Origin of the sequence: Flavobacterium sp. CF136, from assembly GCF_000282055.1 — a bacterium.
Taxonomy (GTDB): Bacteria; Bacteroidota; Bacteroidia; order Flavobacteriales; family Flavobacteriaceae; genus Flavobacterium.
In genome coordinates, this window is the sequence record NZ_AKJZ01000005.1 from 67,363 (window position 1) to 89,755 (window position 22,393).

Consider the following 22,393-nt stretch of genomic DNA (forward strand, 5'->3'; position numbering starts at 1 on the left):
ATCTAAAATGAAAAAATCACTTTTACATTCAACTAAGATTTTCAAAACATCTTTATTGACTTTGTTGCTGGTTCTGGTTGCTTCTTTTTCAGAAATAACAGCTCAGAATGACCCTGTAAGACTTGGATTCATTCCACTTACAGACTGCTCGCCAATCGTAATGGCAAAAGAGCTGGGATTATTTAAAAAATATGGTGTTGAAGTAGTCGTTACCAAAGAATCTTCATGGGCAAATGTTCGTGATAAAATTTTAACCGGAGAATTAGACGGAGCGCACTGTCTGTATTCTATGCCATTTTCGGTTTACACAGGGGTAGGAGGAAAAGCAGGTTCTGAAATGAAGATAGCCATGATGCTAAACGTTAATGGTCAGGCAATCACACTTTCAAAAGATTTTTGTGGAAAAGTTGGTTTCAAGCAAATGAATAAAGTTGCACCTGTTGTAGCAGCAAAATTAAAAGCCGAAAAAGAAGTAACTTTTGCAATGACTTTTCCTGGAGGGACACACGATTTATGGTTGCGTAACTGGATGGCAATTGCTGGTGTGAATCAAAAAACATCTAAAATTATTACGATTCCGCCTCCGCAAATGGTAGCCAACATGAAAGTTGGTAACATGGATGGTTATTGTGTTGGAGAACCTTGGGGTGGTGTTGCAGTAAAACAGGGAATTGGATTTACTCAGGTTGCTTCACAAGATATCTGGAAAGACCATCCTGAAAAAGCATTGGTTGTTAATAAAGAGTTTAGCGAAAAACGCAGAACTGATCTTGTAAAAGTAATGAAAGCAGTTTTAGAAGCATGTATCTGGTTAGACAATCCTGCAAACCGTAAAAAAGCGGCTGCAATTATCGGAAAAGCACCTTATGTAAATGCTCCGGCAGATGTTATCGAAAACAGATTGATGGGGAATTATGACTTAGGCTGTAATCAGGGAACTGAAATTTACGACAAGGATTATATGCTTTTTTACAAAGGCGGAACGGTAAATTATCCTCGTAAATCGTATGCAATCTGGGCAATGGCACAATATGTTAGATTCGGCCTGTTAAAAGAAGCACCTGATTATAAAGCAATTGCAGATAAATTGATTTTACAGGATTTATACGAAGACGTAGCCAAAAGCTTAAAAGTAAAAATTCCAAATGATGATATGAAACCATTTTCATTAACTATGGACAAAACGGTTTTTGATCCTTCAAACCCTGCAGCATACTTAAAAGTAGTAAAAAAATAAAACGCTTTACTTTGCTCGTACACTAAGTTTACATTGCCACAGATTTAATGATTCTTAAGGATTATTCTTTAACCTACTTAAGCCCCTTTTCAATCTGCGAGAATCTTTTTAATCTGTGGTAAAATTAACTTCTTATTTGTACATGCATTTATAAATATAATTTCAAATTTAAATCACAATACCATGTCTGATAAAGATACATTAACACTAAGTGCTATTACCAGTCAAGCTGAAGTTTTGACTCCGGGCACTACTAACGACTCCGTAAAAAGTGACAAGTTCAAATTAATAATCAGCGCATTTGCAGCAAAACTAAAATCGACTGTATTAGCAGGAATTGGAGTCTTAATATTCATAGGTTTTTGGAGTTTACTCAGCCTTTATACCAAAGATGCACTTCCGGGACCTTTAGCCACCTTTAAGGTTCTGAAAGAAATGTTAAGTGATCCTTTTTATGACTATGGCCCGAATGACAAAGGAATTGGATTGCAATTATTTAATTCGATTAAAACTGTTTTATCCGGATTTTTATTAGGATCCTTAGTCGCTATCCCAATTGGTATTTTGATGGGAGCCAGTACTTTTTGTAAACAAATTTTCTATCCGATTGTACAGCTTTTAAAACCGGTTTCGCCTTTGGCATGGTTCCCAATTGGGTTGGTTGTTTTTAAAGATACAGGCATGGCGACTATTTTTATTGTATTTATCACATCGCTCTGGTCCACTTTAATTAATACTTCTTTTGGAGTTGCTTCAATTCCGCAAGATCATAAGAATGTAGCAAAAGCTTTCGGCTTTTCTAAAATGCGTTATCTGACCAAAATTTTAATACCGTATAGTTTACCACATATAATTACAGGATTACGTTTAAGTATTAGTGTTGCCTGGCTAGTTATTGTTGCCGGGGAAATGCTTTCCGGAGGAGCAGGAATTGGATTTTTTGTTTGGGACAGTTGGAATGCCCTTAGTTTGGAAAAAGTAATTTCGGCAATTATTATTATCGGAATTGTTGGATTGCTATTTGACAAATTCTTCACTTTTATTGAGAACAAAGTAGCTTATAAAGCGTAAAAGAAAAGGTACTGAGGTTCAGAGTTGCTAAGGTACCAAGTCTCTAAAAAACTTGAAATCCGAAACTTGGAGTTTTCCAAAATCTAAAATCAGTCTAAAATCTAAAATTAAACATCATGAGTTATTTAGAAATAAAAAATTTAGAAATATCATTCCCAACACCAAAAGGAAAATATATAGCAGTTCAGGACATTAATTTGTCAATTCAAAAAGGAGAAATTATCTCCATTATCGGACATTCAGGTTGTGGAAAATCAACTATTATGAATGCTATTGGCGGAATGTTAACTCCAACGGGAGGAACAGTTGAATTGGCCAATGAAAAAATAAAAGGTCCGGGACCTGACCGTGGAATCGTTTTTCAAAATTATTCCCTTTTGCCTTGGCTGACTGTTGAAGAGAATATTTTCCAGGCTGTTGATTCGGTAATGAATTGTTCTAAAAAAGAAAAGCATGAAATTGTGATTGAGAACCTTAAAATGGTTAATTTATTTGAACATAAAGACAAATTACCGGGGCAACTTTCAGGCGGAATGAAACAGCGTGTTGCTATTGCAAGGGCTTTCGCAATAAATCCGGGTGTATTGCTTTTGGATGAACCGTTTGGTGCTTTGGACGCTTTAACAAAAGGTTCCATGCAATTAGAGGTTTTAAAATTATGGAACTTAAACAACAGAGAAAAAACTATTGTTATGATTACGCATGATATCGAAGAAGCGTTATTTTTATCTGACAGAGTTGTGGTTTTGAATAATGGTCCTGCCTCAACAATCAAAGAAATTGTAGAAGTGCATCTGCCAAGACCAAGAAATAAAATTGAAATCGTAAAAATGCCCGAATATATTGCCCTAAGAGATAAATTATTGCATTTATTGACAGATAAATTCTCCATTGAAGATATGGGAATGGTCTATAAAAGCTAGTTTCCAAATATTTTTTAATAATATATCCTTGTAATAAAATGACATTACAAGGATACTTTGCTTAAAAATGAAAACAAAAAATCAATAATTAAATCCGGAAACTATGACAAATACAATTTTTGATTTCATTGGAGACAATTATGGCGAATGGGAAGTTACGTCAATGGCTGCTCTTAAAGGCAATCCTATAGAATCGGTTTCCCATTTGACTAAAGTTCCTCAAAGCGATTTGATTCAATCTGAAACAGGGATTTGGTCTTTTAAAGGAGTCATCAGCAATTTGCGTTACACCGAAAAAGAAGAGAAGGACAAATTAATTGCCGTTCAAGAAGACCTTGGCAGAAAAAATTCTACTCTTGCAGCCTTTATTCCGATTCAAAAATCAGAAGTCTGGTGGAATCTGGCGCAGGATGAACGCAGAAAAATAATGGAAAGCAAATCGCAGCATACACAAACCGGAATGAAATACCTGCCTGCTATTGCCCGAAAATTATTTCATTCCAGGGATATTGGTGGCGAATTTGATTTCTTGACATGGTTTGAATATGCTCCTGCCTATACTGATGCCTTCGAAGAACTTCTGGATTCGCTACGAAAAACAGAAGAATGGACCTATGTCAATAGGGAAATTGATATTCGTTTAAAAAAGGTACAGTTATAATTGAAATTGTTTTTGATTAAATTTCAATAACTGAAAATCATACTGCATAATAGACATATTTTTTTCTAAAGATATTAGAAATGGTCTACAAAAATTAATTTAGTTATTTAGTTTTAGTACGGTAGAGACGCACAGTTGTGCGTCTCTACTTGTTTATAGCGGGTTTTATTTTTTTCTTCCAACAAATCGAATTACAGAACCTGTTCCGTTATGGAATATTCCTTCATTCAGTTCAATTTCTTTTTCTGCTAATTCGATAATTTCATAATTAGGAAAGTCAGATTGTATTTCTTCAATAGAGAATAACGATTCAATGTCTTTTGGCCCGCCAACTTTATCATTTTTAGCAAGATACTCCAGATGTTTTTTACTGAAAGCTTCAAAAATGATGATTCCGCCTTTACGTAAATATTGATCAAGCGTTTTATGAATAGCTGATTTAATTGCTGCCGGAAAATGAGCATAAATTAAGGCAATTGCATCAAATTGTTCCGATTGATAGTTTAAAGATTCCAATTCGCCAACCTGATAATCAATGGTTACGTTATTGGCTTCTGCAAAACGGATTGCTTTATTTTTGCCTTCATCGCTAATGTCAAATGCTGAGACTGTCCAACCTAATCTGGCTGCAAAAACAGCATTTCGACCCTCTCCTTCTGCAGGAAACAAGATTTTACCAGCGCTTAATTTCTCTATTTGTTCTTTTAAATAATTGTTTGGGACTTCACCATAAGCAAACTCTTCATTGCTGTAACGGTCGTTCCATCTTTCAGTCCAGGTTTCATTCATGTTTTTAATTTGTTTTAATATTAATTTTTCATCAAACGAATATAACATTAAAACACAAAAAAGAGCTTCCGAAATCAATCAAAAGCTCTTTTTGTCCCAAAGGGAAAAATAAAAATATAACTATATGTAACTAATCTTTAATTCCAATTTTAAACCCTTTGATGTATTCTACGGGTTTTTTTCCATCATAAAGCATATTATCAATAAACTCGGTAGTAGCCGGTTTATAACCATCTGTTACCGGAATTTCCGTTTTCGCCAAAAATCCTTCTTCGAGTAATAATTTTGCTGCAGCCATCCAAATTTCAGGTTTATAAATCTCTTTGATTTTAGTATGATACCACTCATTCGTTTTAGGTTCTGCTATTTGTCCCCAGCGTTTCATTTGCGTCAAAAACCAAATCCCATCAGAATAATAAGGATAGGTTGCATTGTATCTAAAAAACACATTAAAGTCCGGAATAGATCTTATATCTCCTTTTTCAAATTCGAATGTTCCCAGCATCGAATTATCTATCACTCTTTTTTCTCCATCAACATAAGCTGATTTTGATAAAATACGGGTCGCTTCTTTTCTATTAAGAGGATCGTCCAGCCATTTTCCCGCTTTAATCAGGGCTTTTGTAATAGCGATAGCTGTATTTGGATATTTTTCGACAAATGCCTTAGTCATAACAAATACTTTTTCCGGGTGATTTTTCCAAATTTCCCTGCTTGTTACAATAGGTATTCCAATGCCCTGATCAACTGCCTGCTGATTCCATGGTTCACCTACACAATAGGCATTTATGGTTCCTGCCTGCAATGTTTCCGGCATTTGAGGCGGTGCCGTTATGTTTAACAATACATCTCCGCCAATAGTCCCTTTACTTCCCTGAATATTGTTATTACTATAAAAACCCGGGTTAATTCCGCCAGCAGCAAGCCAGTAGCGCAGCTGGTAGTTATGATTAGAATAAGGTGAAACAACTCCTATTACAAAAGGTTTATTCAATTTTTTGTAAATATGCAACGCTGGCATCAAAGCATTTGCAGGTATCGGATGCACCGGCCTTCCGTATTCCTGTGGAATACTATCAACAATTTTTGACCAGACATCTTTCGATACTGTAATGGCATTACCATTCAAATCCATAGAAAAAGGAGTAACCAAAGCAGCCTGACGACCACAGCCAATAGCTGCAGCAATTGGCTGTCCTGCCAGCATCTGTGCACCATCTATCTGTTCATCTATTACTTTATCCAAAATATCCCTCCAATTCGCCTGTACTTCCAGTTTTACGTTCAACCCTTCATCTTCAAAAAAACCAAGATGTTTTGCAATTGCCAAAGGAGCCATATCAGTAAGTTTAATAAATCCCAGTGTTATATTGGGTTTTTCTAAAGCCAATTTTGTTGTTGTCAGGGAATCTGTTATTTTAGTTTTAAAAAAAGTTTTCTTTACATTTTCCCCTTTAAAACTAAAAACAATAAAGGATATCATAATAAGCAAAGAGAGTCTGAGTAATATTGATTTCATACTGGCTGATATTTATGGTTAATATAATTTAAATTGGATTTTTTCACTTACAATAAAAAGTGAAGAATTGTAAACTATTCCTTGTATGAAAAAAATAATCGCATTCATATAAACAACTACAATAATCATTAAGCAAATAATTTTTTACAAAAAAGAGTTTATGAAATTAATCAAAAACTCTTTTTTGAATTCCTTTTAATTACTATCAAAAGGGAAAAAAATTAGAAACATTTTGGCTTTAGCCTAATTCAAATAACTAAAATTAAAAATATAAAAATTTATTGTCTGTCAATTACTTTAGATAAAACGGGTTGTTTTTCGTTCATGATTTTGGTGATGGTGTAGTGCATCCAAATCAGACAAATAACTGAGAATATCAAAATGAATATCCACGAACTTGACCAGATTCCGGTTGCAGTTAATAAGTAACCAAAAATAATTGGTCCAAAGAAACCGCCTAAACCACCAATCATACCTACCATTCCGCCTACAACACCAACTTCTGTCGGGAAATATTCAGGAATATGTTTGTAAACTGCCGCTTTTCCTATTCCCCATGAAATTCCAATTAGAATCACCAATACTAAGAAAACCCACATATTAGCATCAAACTTAATTACTGTAATTCCTTTCGCAAGCAATTCTTTTTTCTTTACAGGTTGATTTTGTTCAACTACAACCTGCTGCCATGATGTCCTGGTTGGAAAAATAGTACTTTCGGCATTGCTTTCCTTTTTCTGAGCTACAGCAAAATCAGTGTCCCCGATTTTAACATTCTCATTTGAAACCGAAGTCACGATTCCTTTTTTAGTAGCCAGAACGCCAGGGCCGGTAGTGGTAATTTCCATTTTTGGCACCATCAATAAAGCACTCAAAACTACTGATGAACTCAATACCCAGTACATTACTTTTCTGGCACCAAATTTATCTGACAAATACCCACCGAAAGCCCTGATTACACCGGATGGCAAACTAAACATGGTAGCAAATAACCCACCCATTACCAAACTTGTTTGATAAACATTCATAAAATTTGGCAAAAGCCATTGTGAATAAGCCACAAAACATCCGAAAACTAAAAAGTAGTAAGCACCAAAACGCCAAACTCTGGCAGATTTTAAAGATTGAAGCATCTGTGAAACAGATTTTGTATTATTTTCTATTTTTTTATTTTTTGCAAATATTAAAAAGGCAAGTCCAATAACAACCAATGCTACAGCATAAATAACAGGAAGTATTTTCCATCCATTTTGCGGATCTTCTATAGAAAAATGATTTAATAATGAAGGAGCTAAAAAAGTAGTAATTGCAGCACCGGCATTACCCATTCCAAAAATTCCTAAAGCACGCCCCTGCCATTCTTTCGGATACCAGATCGAAGTATATCCAATTCCAACAGCAAAACTGGTTCCTACCATACCAAACAAAAAACTTAATAAGGCGAACATTCCGAAGCTATCTGCAAAAGGCAATAAAAATAATGGAATTGAGCAAAGTAACAGTAATAATGAAAAGACATATTTTCCACCAAATTTATCAGTAAGCATACCTATTGGCAACCGCATTATTGAACCTGTAAGAATCGGAATTCCAAGTAACCAGCCAACCTGAACAACGCTCCAGTGAAAGATACCGTTATCTACTAAAAAGGTTACTAAAACTCCATTTAAAGTCCAACATGCAAAACACACTGTAAAAGCCAGTGTATTTAAAAATAAAATCTTGTGTGATTGAGATAATGAATTTGAATTTTTCATGATACTTATATTTTTTTTGGTAAAAATAAGTACTATGACGTAGTTAAAAACTGCCAAAACGCAGTTTTTTAAAAATAATTACGTAATTATACGTAGAATTCTTTATAATAAGGAAAATTCAGCTGCTTTATTGGAAAGTTCCATCAAATTTTTGACTTTCAGCTTTTTCATTAAGTTAAAACGGTGTACTTCAGCAGTACGTTTACTAATCTCTAAAGCCTCAGCAATTTCTTTATTTCCTTTTCCGGATAATAAAAGCGTCAAGATTTCTTTTTCTCTTTTTGTGATCATCATTTCTTCACCAAAATTTTGTTTTGGCTCTGCTGAAAGTGATGTATTGGTTAACTGACCTATTAATATTGAAGAAATATCGCCACTAAAATATTTCCCACCATTAGCAATGGTATGCAAAGCTTTCAAGAATTCATCTTTACTGGAACCCTTTAATAGGTAACCGTCAGCACCAGCTTTTATAGATTTCAACACATATTCTTCTGACTCATGCATTGAAAGCATAATAATTTTCACATTGTTATTATCAGCTCTAAGTCTTTCTACTACTTCGATACCTGTTAAGTTAGGCATACGAATATCTACTATAAGTAAATCGGGTTTATTGGCGGCAACAACTTCTAGTGCATCCGCACCATCAATCGCTTCCCCAACAACCTCAATGTTTGCTTCATTTTCAAGTAAAGATTTGATCCCGTCTCTTACAAAAACATGGTCATCTGCCAATACAACACGAATAATATCACTCATATATTACTTAATTTTGATTCTGAACTTTTACGTATATTCATCTATAAGGAACCGCTAAGATACGTAATTTTTAAATTCAATTTCAATAGCAAAATTCAATTTCAATAACAAACAAAAAAAGATTTCAATATCAATTTCTAATTTTCATTTAAGTATTTTTAATTGATATTGATTTTTACAATTGTTATTGCCATTGCTAAATCGGAATATTAAAAGTAATCCTCGTTCCTTCACCCGGAATCGAATTGAAAAAAACGCGTCCGTTGATGTACTGAATTCTTTCTTTCATAAACAACAAGCCCATTCCGGATTCACTGTTTCGTTTTTTATCTACACTTGCCATATCAAAACCTTTTCCGTTATCATCAACAATGACACTTAATAAGGTTTCACTATGAGAAAGCTGGACAATAATATGTGATGACTCTGCATATTTTATAGCATTATTGATTGCTTCCTGAGTCAGACGATAAATATTTATTTCAATCAATGAATCTAAACGCTGGCCAAAATCGGTTTTGTTGTAAAACAGAATTTCTTTTCCTGTTAATTTAGAAAGCTCCTGTGTCAGCTTTGCAATTGATGAAACGATTCCGTGATCACTTAATTCGGGCGGCATCAGGTTAAAAGTTGCTGTACGGACGCCTTTTATAATATCAAGCGATAATTTTTTAAGATATTCTATTTTCTGAGCCGATTTTTCCTTGTCATCCAAATTGATGCTTTCCAGACTAAACTTTAGCCCTGTAAGCATCTGGCCTATTCCGTCATGAATTTCTTTGGCAATTCGGTTTTGTTCGTTTTCCTGATTCTCGACAATCTTACTCGAAATAATCTTCTGCTGATTTATTTTTTCGGTACTGTTTTCAATATTCAAACGTTCGACTTCCCGCTGTGCTTTTTTACGCTCGGTAATATTAAAACAAACGATTAAAAGCTCTGATTCTTCTTTTTTGATTGTTACCGGAACCATTGATAAATCCAGCCAAATATTTTGGCCTTCCCTATTTATGATATTAATTTCGCCTTGCCAGCCGCTTCGCTGCTTTTCAAAAATGATACGATCGACATTGAGTTGTTCTTTTTCATCAGTTGTTAAAACCTGAGAGAAAGTTTTATTCGAAGAGAACTTCGTATAATTTAAAAGCTTTGCAAATTTTTCACCAATATGAATAATCGAGCCATCGGGTGCAATACGGCAATAGAGCAACGTATTTTCCATGGCATAATTGAGCGATTTTAATTCTTTTACTGAATTTTCCTTTATTTCGCTTATAATTTCAGTGTCATAAGCCAGTTTTAAGGCTTTTTTCTGAGAGGACAAAAGTTTCGCAATCAGCTTTTCAATCTTTTTATTGGTTGGTTTAAAGATAAAAATGAATTCCAAAAGCAAGACTAACAATGTAAATCCAAAAATAAAATATTCCGTTTTGCGCTGTTCTGTTACCTTTTCATGTGCCTCCTTATCATATTGGCTTACAATTTCATTCATTTTCGAAAGAAAAGAACCTTCGTTTTTCAGAATATTCTGTACCAGATTTTGATTATCAGAATAGCTCTTTTTTTGTTCTAAATTTAAAATAAACAAATTAACCGATTCAACGATAGTATTAAAATTAGGTTTAATTTCCTGATATAATTTAGAGAGTTCTTCACTTTTTTCTTTTGGAAATGCCAGGCTGTCACTGCCGTTTTCTAATGCATTTTGATTGGTTATCCAAAGTGCCAGCACATTTCGAAGATGGGTAATTTCTTTTTTTTGGGAAGTATCAGAAACAAAATTTAAAATTAAAACCTCTTTTGTAATTCTTTGGCTCAACATCCTTTGTTTACCGGAAATGTTGATTATTTTAGAATCACTGAGTTGTTGTTTTAAATTGTACTGAATTAAAAGCTGGCTTAAAATAATCGTTATAGCAATAGTCCAGAGTGCAAAAAAATACCATCGACGTAAATTTCTGAATGTAATTTTCTCTGTAACTTCCTGATTGCTCTTTTTCATATGAAGAAAATATTTGTTTTAATCGGAATATCAAATTGCTCCGTCCGTTTACTAATGTTCGGGTCGCATATCTTCATTCTTATTTTCGACAAATTTAGGCTTATACTCATTTAATAAAAAATCAGGCTACAAACCCAAAGATGCTTTTATCAAATTTAAATTTTCTTCGGAATAGTTGATTTTCAGGGCCTCCTGATGTCCTTTTTCAGACATTTTATCCCAGGTTTTTTTGATGATATTTTTAAGTTTATCCTCATCATGTTTTTCAACAAAAGGCTCAAGATAATAATCCAGGAATACCAGACAAATTACATCTTCAAGTAATTGGGTTTCAGTATCTTTTTTAAGCAGTTTCTTTTCAATTAAAAAAGACACACGATCAATAAAAACTTGCTCGTATCCTGCTTTTTCTAAAATTTCGGCAGTAGTTCTGGCATGGAATTTTTTTAGGTCTTCTCTCCATTTTAAATAACCTACGCGATCCATTGGGTAAGATTCGCGTGCTACTTTCCATCGGCAAATATGCTGTGCTTTTGAAGCAATCTGAACTTCTTCTGAAGCTTCAGGATAAAATTGCATCAGTTTTTCGTACATCCTGTTCGAGTACAAAAGCTCTTTTGGATATTCCGTATTCTGATCTGTTTCTATATTTGGATCCTGAGCATTTTCAGCATCAATCCACTCGCTTGCTTTTTGAAAAGGTGTATTCATTTTTTTTGAAAATATATTTTCAAATATACACAATTAATCTAAAAAGCCAACGAACACTTCGTCTTCAACTATCTTAATCGGATATGTTGCAATTTTTAAATCGTCATCACCATTCAGGTTAGAACCATCAACTAATGAAAACGTTTTTTTATGCATAGGACATGCTATTTTAGGAGTATCTTCAGCAGATCCAATCATTCCTCTTGACAATACCATTTCCATTTTATGAGGACATGCATTTTGACAAGCATACCATTCGTTGCGGCGTGTAAAATTAAAAATGGCAATTTGTTTGTTTTTGTATTTGATGCAACCACCACGATTTGTTGGAAAATCACTTACATTACCAGCTTTGAACCATATTTTAGCATCACTTGGATGAACTGTTTCGTATTGATTTAAAATTTCTTCCATTGGATTGTATTTTTAATTTGTGTTCTTATCCCTCCCTTTACAATCAAGAGAGTTTGATGGCGCAGTAAAAAAGAGGGTAAGAGGACAGCAAACGTTAATGTTTTATTTTTAATTGGATTGGTTACGACCAGGCTTTTGGCATTTTTTGATCTCTTAACGGAACAAAAGCGATATTATCATCTTTTTCGTCAGAGTTTATAAAGTGACTGAAACGTTTTAACAATCTTGGATTTTCCAGCGCTTGTTTCCATTCACACTCAAAAGTATTAACCAAAGTCTGCATTTCAGCTTCTAATGTTTCACATAGCCCTAAACTATCTTCGATGATTACTTCTTTTAAATAATCCAAACCACCATCTAATTTCTCTAACCATGTAGAAGTTCTTACCAGCGGACCCGCTGTACGGATATAATACATTAAAAAGCGATCCATATATTTGATAACCGTTTCCTTATCAATTTGTTCTGCCAATAAAACAGCATGTTTAGGGTTTGCACCACCATTCCCGCAGATGTATAAATTCCAACCGCCTTCTACAGCAATCAAACCAAAATCTTTTCCTCTTGCTTCGGCGCATTCGCGAATACAAGCCGAAACTCCTCCTTTTAATTTATGTGGAGAACGAATACCTTTATATCTGTTTTCTAATTCAATCGCAAAACCGGCACTGTCATCCATTCCGTAACGACACCAGGCGTTTCCAACACAGCTTTTTACAGCACGTAACGATTTTCCGTAAGCATGACCGCTTTCAAAACCATTGTCAATTAGTACTTTCCAGATTTTTGGTAAATCATCTAAATGTGCTCCAAATAAGTCAACACGCTGTGCCCCTGTGATTTTAGTATATAAATCAAATTGTTTTGCTACTTCACCGATGACAATTAATTTTTCGGCAGTAATTTCTCCACCGGCAACTCTTGGTACTACAGAATAAGTTCCGTTACGTTGAATATTCGCTAAGAATCTATCGTTAGTGTCTTGTGTAGTTAAGTGCTTATTGGCTGTATCATTATAAATACTTGAAAAAATAGAAGCCATTACAGGTTTACAAACCTCACAACCATCACCTTTTCCATGATGATCGATTACATCATAAAAATTCTCATATTTATTAATTTTCACTAAATCAAATAATTCCTGACGAGTATAGCTAAAGTGTTCACAAATAACATCTTTTACTTCCTTACCCATAGATTTCTGAGCAGCTTTAACCAGGTCTGAAACCATTGGCTTACAACCGCCACAACCCGAAGTTGCTTTGGTAAGTTTTACAACATCAGAAAAACTGGAACAGCTTTCATCTAAAATAGAACAGCAGATTGCCCCTTTTGTTACATTTTCACAAGAACAGATTACGGCACTATCCGGCAAATCCATTGCACCCATAGCTGAACCTTCTGAACCATCTCTTGAACCTAAAATCAAATCTTCAGGATTTTTTGGCAATGCCATAGCATTACTGTAAATCTGAAAAAGCGAATTATAATCACTTGAATCCCCTACTAAAATTCCACCTAATAAGGTTTTGGAATCTTTAGTAACATTAATTCTTTTATAAATTCCGGATAATTTATTTTCATAAATAATAGCGGTTACATCATCATTTTCGATAAAAGGATCACCAAAACTCGCCACTTCAACTCCAATTAATTTTAATTGTGTCGACATATCAATGGTTTCTCTCATCGTTTTAGAACCATTTAAGATTTGCTCAGCAGCTACATCAGCCATTTCGTAACCTGGCGCCACGAGACCATAAATATTTTGATTATATAAAGCTACTTCTCCAATAGCATAAATAGAAGGATCCGATGTTTGCATTTGATTGTTCACTACAACTCCACCACGTAATCCAACTTCAAGTCCTGAAACCCTGGCCAGTTCATCACGCGGTTTAATTCCAGCAGATATAACCAACATTTCTACTTTTAACAATTCCTCATCTGCAAACATCATTCCCGTTATGCATTCTTTTCCGTCAATGTATTGCGTTGACTTATTAAGGTGAATACCAATATTCAGCTCTTCAATTTTGGACTGCAACATATCGCTGCCCCCTTTGTCAAGTTGTCTTGGCATTAAGCGAGGTGCAAATTCCACTACATGTGGATTCAATCCTAAATCACGAACTGCTTTTGCAGCTTCAAGACCCAATAAACCTCCGCCCAAAACAGCTGCTTCCGTAGCACCTTTTTGTTTGATTTTTTTTGCATACGCCATAATAGCATCCAGATCCTCAATGGTACGATATACAAAAACACCTTCTTTTTCTACTCCGTCAATTGGAGGAACAAAAGCAGATGATCCGGTCGCAAGTACTAAGTAATCATACTTATGCGTTTTTTCTAAATGCGTATGAATAGTTTTTTCTTCTCTGTTAATATCCGTAATTAATTCAGAAGTATTCAAAGTAATATTATTTTCTACGTACCAATCACTTGTCGACAATGACAAATCATCTGCCGTTTTTCCTCCAAAGTATTCACTTAGGTGAACACGGTCATAAGCACGTCTTGGCTCTTCCCCAAATACGGTAATTTGACAATTTTCCTGTCCCGATTTTGCTATAAATTTTTCGCAGAATTTATAACCAACCATCCCGTTTCCAACTACTATTACTTTAATCATGACTTCTTTAATTAAGTATTACTACGCAAATATAAGTATTTATACTTATACAAAATACTTATTTATTTATTTTTTTTCATTAATTAGAATTTTTCTAAATACGTATTTTATCGTAACACTAATAAGTACTTCACTTTTTTATATTTTTCAATTTTCAAACCCTCATTATTAATGTATTATTTTTCTTAAATTTGAGTAGTTAAATTTCAATAAGTATCTCATCAAATGAAGTTTTAATATCTGTAAAAACTTTTCTGCAACTAAAATATACCTGTCATGAAAAAGTATTTAATTTTAATGATAATACTCTCTTTAATATGTGGTTGCAAATCAAAAACCACAAAAAGCTCTCTAACAAAAACAGAAATCTCTTCTGAAAATAAATCAGACGATGCCTATGGAACAATTTATTTTAAAGCAACAGGAAACGAACCTTTCTGGGAATTAAAAATAGGGAATGATGAAATTGTTTTTACCTCTCTGATAAAAGGAAAAGAAAATCTTGTTTTTTCGCCGGTTAAACCGACAAGAGCAATGGATGCCAATATAAAAATGTACAAAGTAAAGAACGCAGCTTCAAAAGCTGTAATTTCTATTCAGCAAATTGATTGCCAGAATTCTATGTCCGGAGTGATTTCACCTTACAAAGTTTCCATTGAAATTAAAAATGGCTCAGATGCTGATTTTAAGAAAATTGACGGCTGCGGAAAATATATTACAGATTACCGACTGCATGACATCTGGGTTCTGGAAGAATTAAACGGATATAAAGTTTTCGTTACCGACTATCAAAAAGAATTACCAAGAATTGAGATTCATGCTGAAGAAAACAGATTTATGGGCTTTGGAGGCTGTAATTCGATTAGCGGAAATTTATTTTTTGAAAAAGATTTACTTCGATTCAACAATATAACTTCTACTTTAATGGCCTGCACTACAAACAATAAGGAAGATGAATTTGTAAGAGCACTTAAAAACACCACCGCTTATTCAATTAAAGACAATCGGTTGACACTTTCGAATTCATCCGGAAAACTTTTAATTTTCAAAAAAGTAGATTAAAAATAAAAACCCAAATCATCAAAACTGATAATTTGGGTTTTAATATTATTATAACCCGTTGGGTGTAATTATTTTCAACACACTTCGACTCCGCTCAGTGCAGGCTAGAAACATAGATTTTGTAACTTAAAAAAGGCGTTTTACTTGTATTAATAAACATAGCTATGTTGAAAATCAAGATTTTTTAAAATTATCTTTTATAAACATTTAAAATCTATGCTTCTATGTGTTAAATTAATTTTTTTGCTAATTACACCCAACGGGTTATTAAATTAATTTCAAATGAGTTTAACGTCTCAAATTATATGGTTATTTATCCTGGCTATTCCTATTGCATGTATAAGCTGGACAGTAACTCAGGAAGAAATATTTCGGGAACCAAGACAATGGTGTGTAAACCGTTCTCAAAATGATAATAAGATTTTAATCCGAAAGTTTTTTTACCTTTTTACCTGTGAGTATTGTTTTAGTCATTATGTCACCCTTTTTTTTATTTTTATTTGTGATTTTAAACTTCTGATACCTGACTGGCGGGGATATATTATTGCAGGATTTTCACTGGTTTTTTTAGCTAATGCCTACATGAGCCTTTTTGCTTTGCTAAGACAGGCAATTAAAAAAGAAAAAGTCGAAATTAAAAAAATTGAAACTACTACAGATACATAAAATTTTATAATGCATTTTTACATTCTTTCTTAGAACTATTATACTTTTTTCGAAAATAGTAATTGCATATTTCTTTATAAAAAAAAGCTGCATTTCATTATTTTGAAATGCAGCTTTCTCAAAAACATGATTATCATGTCTATATTTAAAAAAAACTAATTTTTTAAAGAAGCCATGTCAATTACAAAACGATACTTGATATCCCCTTTTAATAATCTTTCGTAGGCATCATTTACATCATTTACACCAATCAATTCAATATCGGCGGTAATGTTGTGTTCTGCACAAAAGTCAAGCATTTCCTGAGTTTCTGCGATACCTCCAATGGCAGAACCGGCAAAACTTCTTCTTCCTAATAAAAGACTAAATGAAGTTACAGGAAGCGGTTCCATTGGAGCACCAACCAAAGTAAGTGTTCCATCTACTTTAAGCAAGTTCAAATACGCATCTATATCATGTGCTGCTGATACGCAATCTAAAATAAAGTTCAGGCTCTTGCTAAATTTTGCCATTTGCTCCAGATCTGTAGATAATACAACTTCGTCTGCACCCAGGCGTTTTGCGTCTTCGCTTTTAGACAATGAAGTTGTAAAAACCACTACATGAGCCCCCATAGCTTTGGCTAATTTGATTCCCATATGTCCTAAACCTCCAATACCTACAACACCCACTTTTTGTCCCGGACCAACATTCCAGTGCTTTAACGGAGAATAAGTTGTAATTCCGGCACAAAGCAAAGGAGCAACTCCGGCAAGATCTAATTTATCTGAAATATGCAAAACATAATTTTCATCAACAACAATGCTTTCAGAATAACCTCCAAAAGTTTGTCCGCCTAAATGAGCGTCAGGAGAGTTAAATGTTAATATCATTCCTGAATCACAATACTGCTCTAAATCTTTTTTGCAATTCTCGCATTCCCTACAAGAATCGACCATACAGCCTACTCCTGCCAAATCGCCTACTTTGAAATTCTTTACGTGATCTCCCACTTTTGTTACTCTACCAACGATTTCATGTCCGGGAACGATTGGATAAATAGTTCCATACCATTCGTTTCTGACTGAATGAAGATCAGAATGGCAAATACCACAGTATAAAATTTCTATTTCTACGTCATGTGCCAATACGCCTCTGCGTTTTATATCTAATGTTTTTAATGGTGCTTCGGCAGATTCTGTACCAAAGGCTTTTACATTTTTTGTTTCCATCTTTTTGTTTATTGTTTCAGGTTTTAAGTTTTCTTTGTTTCAGGTTTCAAGTTGTAGTATTTTGTGATTTCTCGTTCCTCGAAATGACAAGATTGTAGTAAATAAAAAAATAGAGTTTTTAAATTTTCTAATTCTTTTTATTTCCCAAAACTATTGTATTCTTCATCAGTTACGCTTTTCAGCCAGATTCCTGCCCCTTTATCTATTTCTGTAATAATGGCAATTTGCGAAAATTGACTATATGGTGCAGCGCCATACCAATGTTCTGCTCCTGGCATAATGGTAACAACTTCATCCTTCTGCAGTAATCGTATTGCACTGCCTCTTTCCTGAAAATATCCAATCCCATCAGTTGCAATTAACAATTGTAAAGTTGGATTAATGTGCCAATTGCTTCTTGAGCCGGGTTCAAAAGCCATTTCTTTTATAACAGTGTTATCGGGATGAATATTGCTTGTTTGTTTTTTATAAGAAACTTCGCCTGTCATGTATGTGTTAGGAATTACTCCTTCTTCAATTACGGTGGTATAAGGTGTTGACATAAAATAATTGTTTTTTGAGTTTAGTTTTCTATTTAAAAAATTATCAGTAATATGTTTGCCTTAAATAATTTAAAGCTTTTGTTTATAAGGACTGAGACTAAATGAAGCAAAGAATGTGCTTTTGGAAGTTGTATTTAGTCAGTAAAAAATCTGATAAATGATTCATTATCTGAATGCAAATTTAAGTAAGTAAATTCGATCAGAAATAATAAAATTCAAACAAAAAATTAAGAATATCAAACAATTTTACATTCTTAACGATTTAGGAATTGTTCCGGTAAGTCTTTTAAAGTAATTATTAAAATAGCTTGGATATTCAAACCCAAGTGAATAGCCAATATCTGCAATGCTCCAATCTGTATGCTGCAATAAAGCTTTTGCTTCGCTGATAATTCTTTCGGTAATATGTGCTGTAGTAGATTTTCCTGTAATTTCTTTTACAGAACGATTTAAATGATTGACATGCACAGCAAGGCTTTGTGCATAATCCTGTGGCGTTTTAAAAGTAAGCGGCTGATCTTTACTTTCTATTGGAAATTGTCTTTCTAAAAGTTCAATAAATAATGATGTAATTCTTGAAGAAGCATTTTTATGTTTAAAGAAGTTCTCCGAAGGCTGAATTTTCATCGATTCATGAATAATCAGATTGATATAATTGCGAAGCAAATCATCTTTAAAAACATAATCAGTATCCTGTTCTTCAATCATTTTCTGAAACAAAGAATCTATAAATACCTTTTGTTCAGCTGATAAATAAAAGATTGGGGTTCCGCCAATTTTAAACAAAGGGCATTCATGAAGGCTTTCTGAACGGTCATTTACCTTTAAAAATTCTTCGGTAAAAACACAGGCATATCCATGATAAGATGACGAAAGCAACTCCCATGAATAAGGAATATGCGGATTTCCAAAAAACAATATTGTTCCGTCAGTTTCAATACCACGATCTGCATAATGAATAAGACTTTTACTGGTGTTAATACATATTTTGTAAAAATCCCTGCGATTGTAAGTCGGAATTGCACTAACATCATTATTTACTTCATAAACTTTAAAACCTTTAAGCTTTAAATCAGAAGTATTAAAATCAGCTGGCTGAGAAATTGTTTGATCTTTCATACGACAAAGTTATGAAATTCAAATAAACAAAATATTGTTTCAGGTTCTCATTGTTGTCATTTCGAGGAACGAGAAATCACACAAGAAACTCCGCAAAGTATATTTCCAAGCTTTGGCGATTAACTTGTGTGATTTCTCGTTCCTCGAAATGACAAAACTGTGTAAACTTTAGTTCATAGACAAGTTTGGAAAACTTGAAACCTGAAACCTCAAACTATTTTTTCAATACTAAACTTCCTGCATTTAAACCTTTGGCAGTTGCCGATAAAACAATCTCTTTTCCACTATCGTCTTTCTGAACAATTACCTGGGCATATCCGTTAAAAAGTTTTCGCTTCCAGGGTTCAGCTGGCGTAATTACCTGTATAATTCCCGGATCTGTATTCATAACATCCCAGTCTCTTATTCTTTGTAATGGTGTTGCTACAATCTGAATTGTATTTTTACCTTCTTTTAATATGGCTGCATTTAAAATGTACTTTTGAGAATCTTCGGCACTTGCTGCCAACTTATTTCCGTTAATAAAAATGACTACATCTGTTCCTATTTTTTTATAATAGAAGCTAACGATATTTGTATTTGTAATATTCTTCAAATCAAATTGTCCTCTATAAATATAAGATGGAGCCTGATTTTTATAATCCCTGTCTTTAAAAGCTGCTGTCCAGTTATTCTCTGAATCAGAAGGTAATTGATTTGGAAGATCGGCTGTGGTAAGTTTCTGTTCCTCCAGATTAGTTATAGAAACCAATGCAACATCATCAATAAATTGTTCTTTTTCTAATGATGTCGGATTACCATTTCCTGTACCAATTATTTTCCCTCCTGTTATTGAAAAGTTTATTTCGTCATTCGCTGTCGGTACATGCTGTCCTTTTTTATCAGTAACTTCAACCGTTACTACACTAACATCCGAATTCAAAGCATTTTCTTTATCGACCGAAAGCTTGATATTTTCAGCAATTCCGGTTGTTTTTTGAGTTTCCGTAAGAATCTTTTTCCCGTTTTTATAACCAATTGCTTCAAGAGTTCCCGGAGCGTATTTTACTTTCCATTCTAAATGCCCTAATTGCTCCATTTTCTTTTTGCCTAAACTCTTTTTGTTTAAAAAAAGTTCTACTTCATCACAATTCGAATATGCCCAAACATCAATTTCCTTGTCTTCCATTCCGTTCCAATTCCAATGTGGTAATAGGTGCAAAACAGGTTCTTTTCCCCACCATGATTTCAAATAAAACACATTGTCTTTCGGGAAACCGCAAACATCCATCATTCCAAAATAAGACGTAACCGATGGCCAGCCATAAGGTGTAGGTTCTCCACGATAATCAAAACCGGTCCAGATAAACATTCCCGCCATATGCGGACGTGTTGCATAAAACTTCCAGCCTTCTTCAATACTATAAAAAGATGGACGTGGTTTTTTATCATAGGCACTTTGATAGTGTTGGGCATCATCTGTAAAATAAACTCCGCGTGTTGCAAAAGTAGAACCTTCCTCCGTTCCCATTCCGGGTTGCTGTTTAAATTCATTTCGATGCGCATCAATATCTCCGTTTCCAAGATAATTGTAACCCATAATTTCAACTACTGATGAGATACCACTTCTAAAACCACTGCTTACCGCTACTGTCACAGGTCGTGTTGGGTCAATACTTTTTGCAAATCCCTGCATAACATTCGTGATACGTTCTCCAACGATACCACCTTCAATATTCCATTCTTCATTTCCTACTGACCAGCAAAAAATACTCGGATGATTGCGATCGCGTTCAATCACTCGCTTTAAATTATTTAGATGATAATCGTTAATTCCCATCAATCGGGTTTCATCAATAACCAACATTCCTAATTTATCACAAGCTTCAAGCAGCTCAGGTGTAGGCGGATGATGTGAGCAGCGATAAGCATTTGAACCCATCTCCTTCAATTTTTTGATTCGGAAATATTGTAATTCGTCCGGCAAAGCCGTTCCAATTCCCGCATGATCCTGATGATTGTTTGTTCCTTTTAGTTTTACCGATTTTCCGTTAAGGAAAAAACCTTTCTCTGCATCAAACTTAATTGTTCTTATTCCGAAAGAAGTTTCATAATGATCAATAATTTTTCCGTCTTGTTTAATCTCAGTAACTAAACGATATAAATTAGGATTTTCAATATCCCATAATAACGGATTATTAACTTGTAATTTTGAAGTATAGTCTGTTGTTTTATAAAAATCAGGAGCTGGCACATTTTCAGAAACAGTTGCAATTTGTTTACCTGAAGCATCCAAAATGCTTTGTGCAATTTCAATTGAACCTTTATAGTTTCCTTTATTTTCTATAGTAACCCGGGCTGTAACTTCTGCATTATCATTTTTAATTTCCGAAGTAACATAAGTTCCGTTTGCAGTAACATGAATCAGATTTGTCTTTTGCAGATAAACATGTCTGTAAATTCCGGCACCTTCATAAAACCATCCTTCTTCCATTGAAGCATCAGCACGAACGACAATCGTATTCTCTCCTCCATAATTTACATACGATGTAACATCATACTCAAAACCGTTGTAACCGCTTTCTTCTGTTCCGAGGTAATAACCATTAAAAAACACTTTTGAATTTCTAAAAACACCATCGAATTTTATTGAAATGATTCGGCCTTTATCAGTCTCCGGAATAGTAATTTTTTTTCGGTACCAGCCAATACTCTTTTCAGGAAAACCTTTTCCGGCTGTTTTAAATCCGTGACTAAAACTTCCCCTTTCACTAAAAGGCTGCTCTACTGCCCAATCATGCGGAAGATCTAATTTTCTCCAGGCACGGTCATCAAAGCCTTGTGCGGCAGGCCCGTCTCCATATCCTGTTTTTGTTAAATAAGAAAAATAACTTGTAGCATGATTAAAATCTTTTTGGGTATCATATAGATGGCCGAGAGAAAAACGCCAGTCTTTATCAATTAAAATCAAATCTCTTTCTGATTTTTTTTGGGCAACAGCACAAAAGGATATCAACAAAATAAAATAGAGAAAGATTCCTTTTAAAGAAGTAGTTTTCATAAATGTGGTTTATTTTAATAATTAGCAAAGGCTGTAAAGATAGCCTGTTTAATTTGGGAGTATTAATAGTATTTTATCAAAGTTTAATGAATTTTAGTGATTAAAAACTGAATTATTCCATTTCTTCATTTTTAATGGTGATTTTTTAAGAAGCTAATCCCGCTATCCGTTGCTATCTTTTGTGGCTAACCCCGCCACAAAAGGATTTCCACTTCTATCGGGGCTAGGGTAAGCATTTTCACAAGAATATTTATTAGTACAGTTTGTCATTTCTG

General features: G+C 34.0%; 18 protein-coding genes. 6 read left to right on the top strand and 12 right to left on the bottom strand.

Translation table 11 applies throughout. From position 1 onward, the window contains the following. Window positions 1-7 precede the first annotated feature (7 nt). The 4 genes from PMI10_RS00565 (at window position 8) to PMI10_RS00580 (ending at window position 3,892) form a co-directional block, all read left to right on the top strand. On the top strand, window positions 8-1,237 hold the full coding sequence (locus PMI10_RS00565) for a CmpA/NrtA family ABC transporter substrate-binding protein (protein WP_007803301.1): 1,230 nt from the start codon (window positions 8-10) through the stop codon (window positions 1,235-1,237). A gap of 183 nt (window positions 1,238-1,420) precedes the next feature. Continuing rightward, window positions 1,421-2,308, top strand: coding sequence for a nitrate ABC transporter permease (gene ntrB / locus PMI10_RS00570; protein ID WP_007803303.1), 888 nt, complete (start codon window positions 1,421-1,423; stop codon window positions 2,306-2,308). A gap of 116 nt (window positions 2,309-2,424) precedes the next feature. Further along, window positions 2,425-3,231, top strand: a complete 807-nt coding sequence (locus tag PMI10_RS00575; RefSeq protein WP_007803305.1) for an ABC transporter ATP-binding protein — start codon at window positions 2,425-2,427, stop codon at window positions 3,229-3,231. Between the two features lie 103 nt (window positions 3,232-3,334). Next, window positions 3,335-3,892: a chlorite dismutase family protein gene (locus PMI10_RS00580; RefSeq protein WP_007803307.1), complete on the top strand. Its 558-nt coding sequence runs from the start codon at window positions 3,335-3,337 to the stop codon at window positions 3,890-3,892. Between the two features lie 165 nt (window positions 3,893-4,057). Here the strand turns inward: PMI10_RS00580 and PMI10_RS00585 are convergent, their stop codons facing one another. From PMI10_RS00585 to nirB, 8 genes are all read right to left on the bottom strand, one after another. After that, window positions 4,058-4,681 (bottom strand): class I SAM-dependent methyltransferase, encoded by a 624-nt coding sequence (locus PMI10_RS00585; protein WP_007803309.1) that lies wholly within the window; start codon window positions 4,679-4,681, stop codon window positions 4,058-4,060. 130 nt (window positions 4,682-4,811) lie between these two features. After that, a complete protein-coding gene (locus PMI10_RS00590; protein WP_007803311.1) occupies window positions 4,812-6,200 on the bottom strand; it encodes a CmpA/NrtA family ABC transporter substrate-binding protein in 1,389 nt (462 codons plus the stop codon). A gap of 278 nt (window positions 6,201-6,478) precedes the next feature. Further along, window positions 6,479-7,957, bottom strand: coding sequence for an MFS transporter (locus tag PMI10_RS00595; RefSeq protein ID WP_007803315.1), 1,479 nt, complete (start codon window positions 7,955-7,957; stop codon window positions 6,479-6,481). Between the two features lie 102 nt (window positions 7,958-8,059). Then, the gene (locus tag PMI10_RS00600; protein WP_007803317.1) at window positions 8,060-8,719 is read right to left on the bottom strand and encodes a response regulator transcription factor; all 660 of its coding nucleotides are present in this window, start codon (window positions 8,717-8,719) and stop codon (window positions 8,060-8,062) included. 196 nt (window positions 8,720-8,915) lie between these two features. Beyond that, window positions 8,916-10,721, bottom strand: coding sequence for a PAS domain-containing sensor histidine kinase (locus PMI10_RS00605; protein ID WP_007803320.1), 1,806 nt, complete (start codon window positions 10,719-10,721; stop codon window positions 8,916-8,918). Between the two features lie 126 nt (window positions 10,722-10,847). Further along, window positions 10,848-11,432, bottom strand: coding sequence for a DUF4202 domain-containing protein (locus tag PMI10_RS00610; protein WP_007803322.1), 585 nt, complete (start codon window positions 11,430-11,432; stop codon window positions 10,848-10,850). Between the two features lie 33 nt (window positions 11,433-11,465). Beyond that, the gene (gene nirD / locus PMI10_RS00615) at window positions 11,466-11,846 is read right to left on the bottom strand and encodes a nitrite reductase small subunit NirD (protein WP_007803324.1); all 381 of its coding nucleotides are present in this window, start codon (window positions 11,844-11,846) and stop codon (window positions 11,466-11,468) included. Window positions 11,847-11,967: 121 nt separating this feature from the next. Next, entirely contained in the window at window positions 11,968-14,478 is a 2,511-nt protein-coding gene (gene nirB / locus PMI10_RS00620) for a nitrite reductase large subunit NirB (protein ID WP_007803325.1), read from the bottom strand. A 276-nt stretch (window positions 14,479-14,754) separates the two neighbouring features. On the opposite strand from nirB, the gene PMI10_RS00625 reads away from it, so the two are divergent. Then, on the top strand, window positions 14,755-15,540 hold the full coding sequence (locus PMI10_RS00625; RefSeq protein WP_007803326.1) for an META domain-containing protein: 786 nt from the start codon (window positions 14,755-14,757) through the stop codon (window positions 15,538-15,540). Between the two features lie 282 nt (window positions 15,541-15,822). Continuing rightward, window positions 15,823-16,206: a hypothetical protein gene (locus tag PMI10_RS00630; RefSeq protein WP_007803327.1), complete on the top strand. Its 384-nt coding sequence runs from the start codon at window positions 15,823-15,825 to the stop codon at window positions 16,204-16,206. Window positions 16,207-16,361: 155 nt separating this feature from the next. Here the strand turns inward: PMI10_RS00630 and PMI10_RS00635 are convergent, their stop codons facing one another. The 4 genes from PMI10_RS00635 to galA form a co-directional block, all read right to left on the bottom strand. Further along, complete coding sequence (locus PMI10_RS00635) at window positions 16,362-17,417, bottom strand: NAD(P)-dependent alcohol dehydrogenase (RefSeq protein ID WP_007803329.1); 1,056 nt, start codon at window positions 17,415-17,417, stop codon at window positions 16,362-16,364. A 137-nt stretch (window positions 17,418-17,554) separates the two neighbouring features. Continuing rightward, window positions 17,555-17,959, bottom strand: a complete 405-nt coding sequence (locus tag PMI10_RS00640) for a cupin domain-containing protein (protein WP_007803331.1) — start codon at window positions 17,957-17,959, stop codon at window positions 17,555-17,557. A 246-nt stretch (window positions 17,960-18,205) separates the two neighbouring features. After that, the gene (locus PMI10_RS00645; RefSeq protein WP_007803333.1) at window positions 18,206-19,078 is read right to left on the bottom strand and encodes a helix-turn-helix domain-containing protein; all 873 of its coding nucleotides are present in this window, start codon (window positions 19,076-19,078) and stop codon (window positions 18,206-18,208) included. Window positions 19,079-19,292: 214 nt separating this feature from the next. After that, window positions 19,293-22,118, bottom strand: a complete 2,826-nt coding sequence (gene galA, locus PMI10_RS00650) for a beta-galactosidase GalA (protein WP_007803335.1) — start codon at window positions 22,116-22,118, stop codon at window positions 19,293-19,295. Window positions 22,119-22,393: the final 275 nt, after the last annotated feature.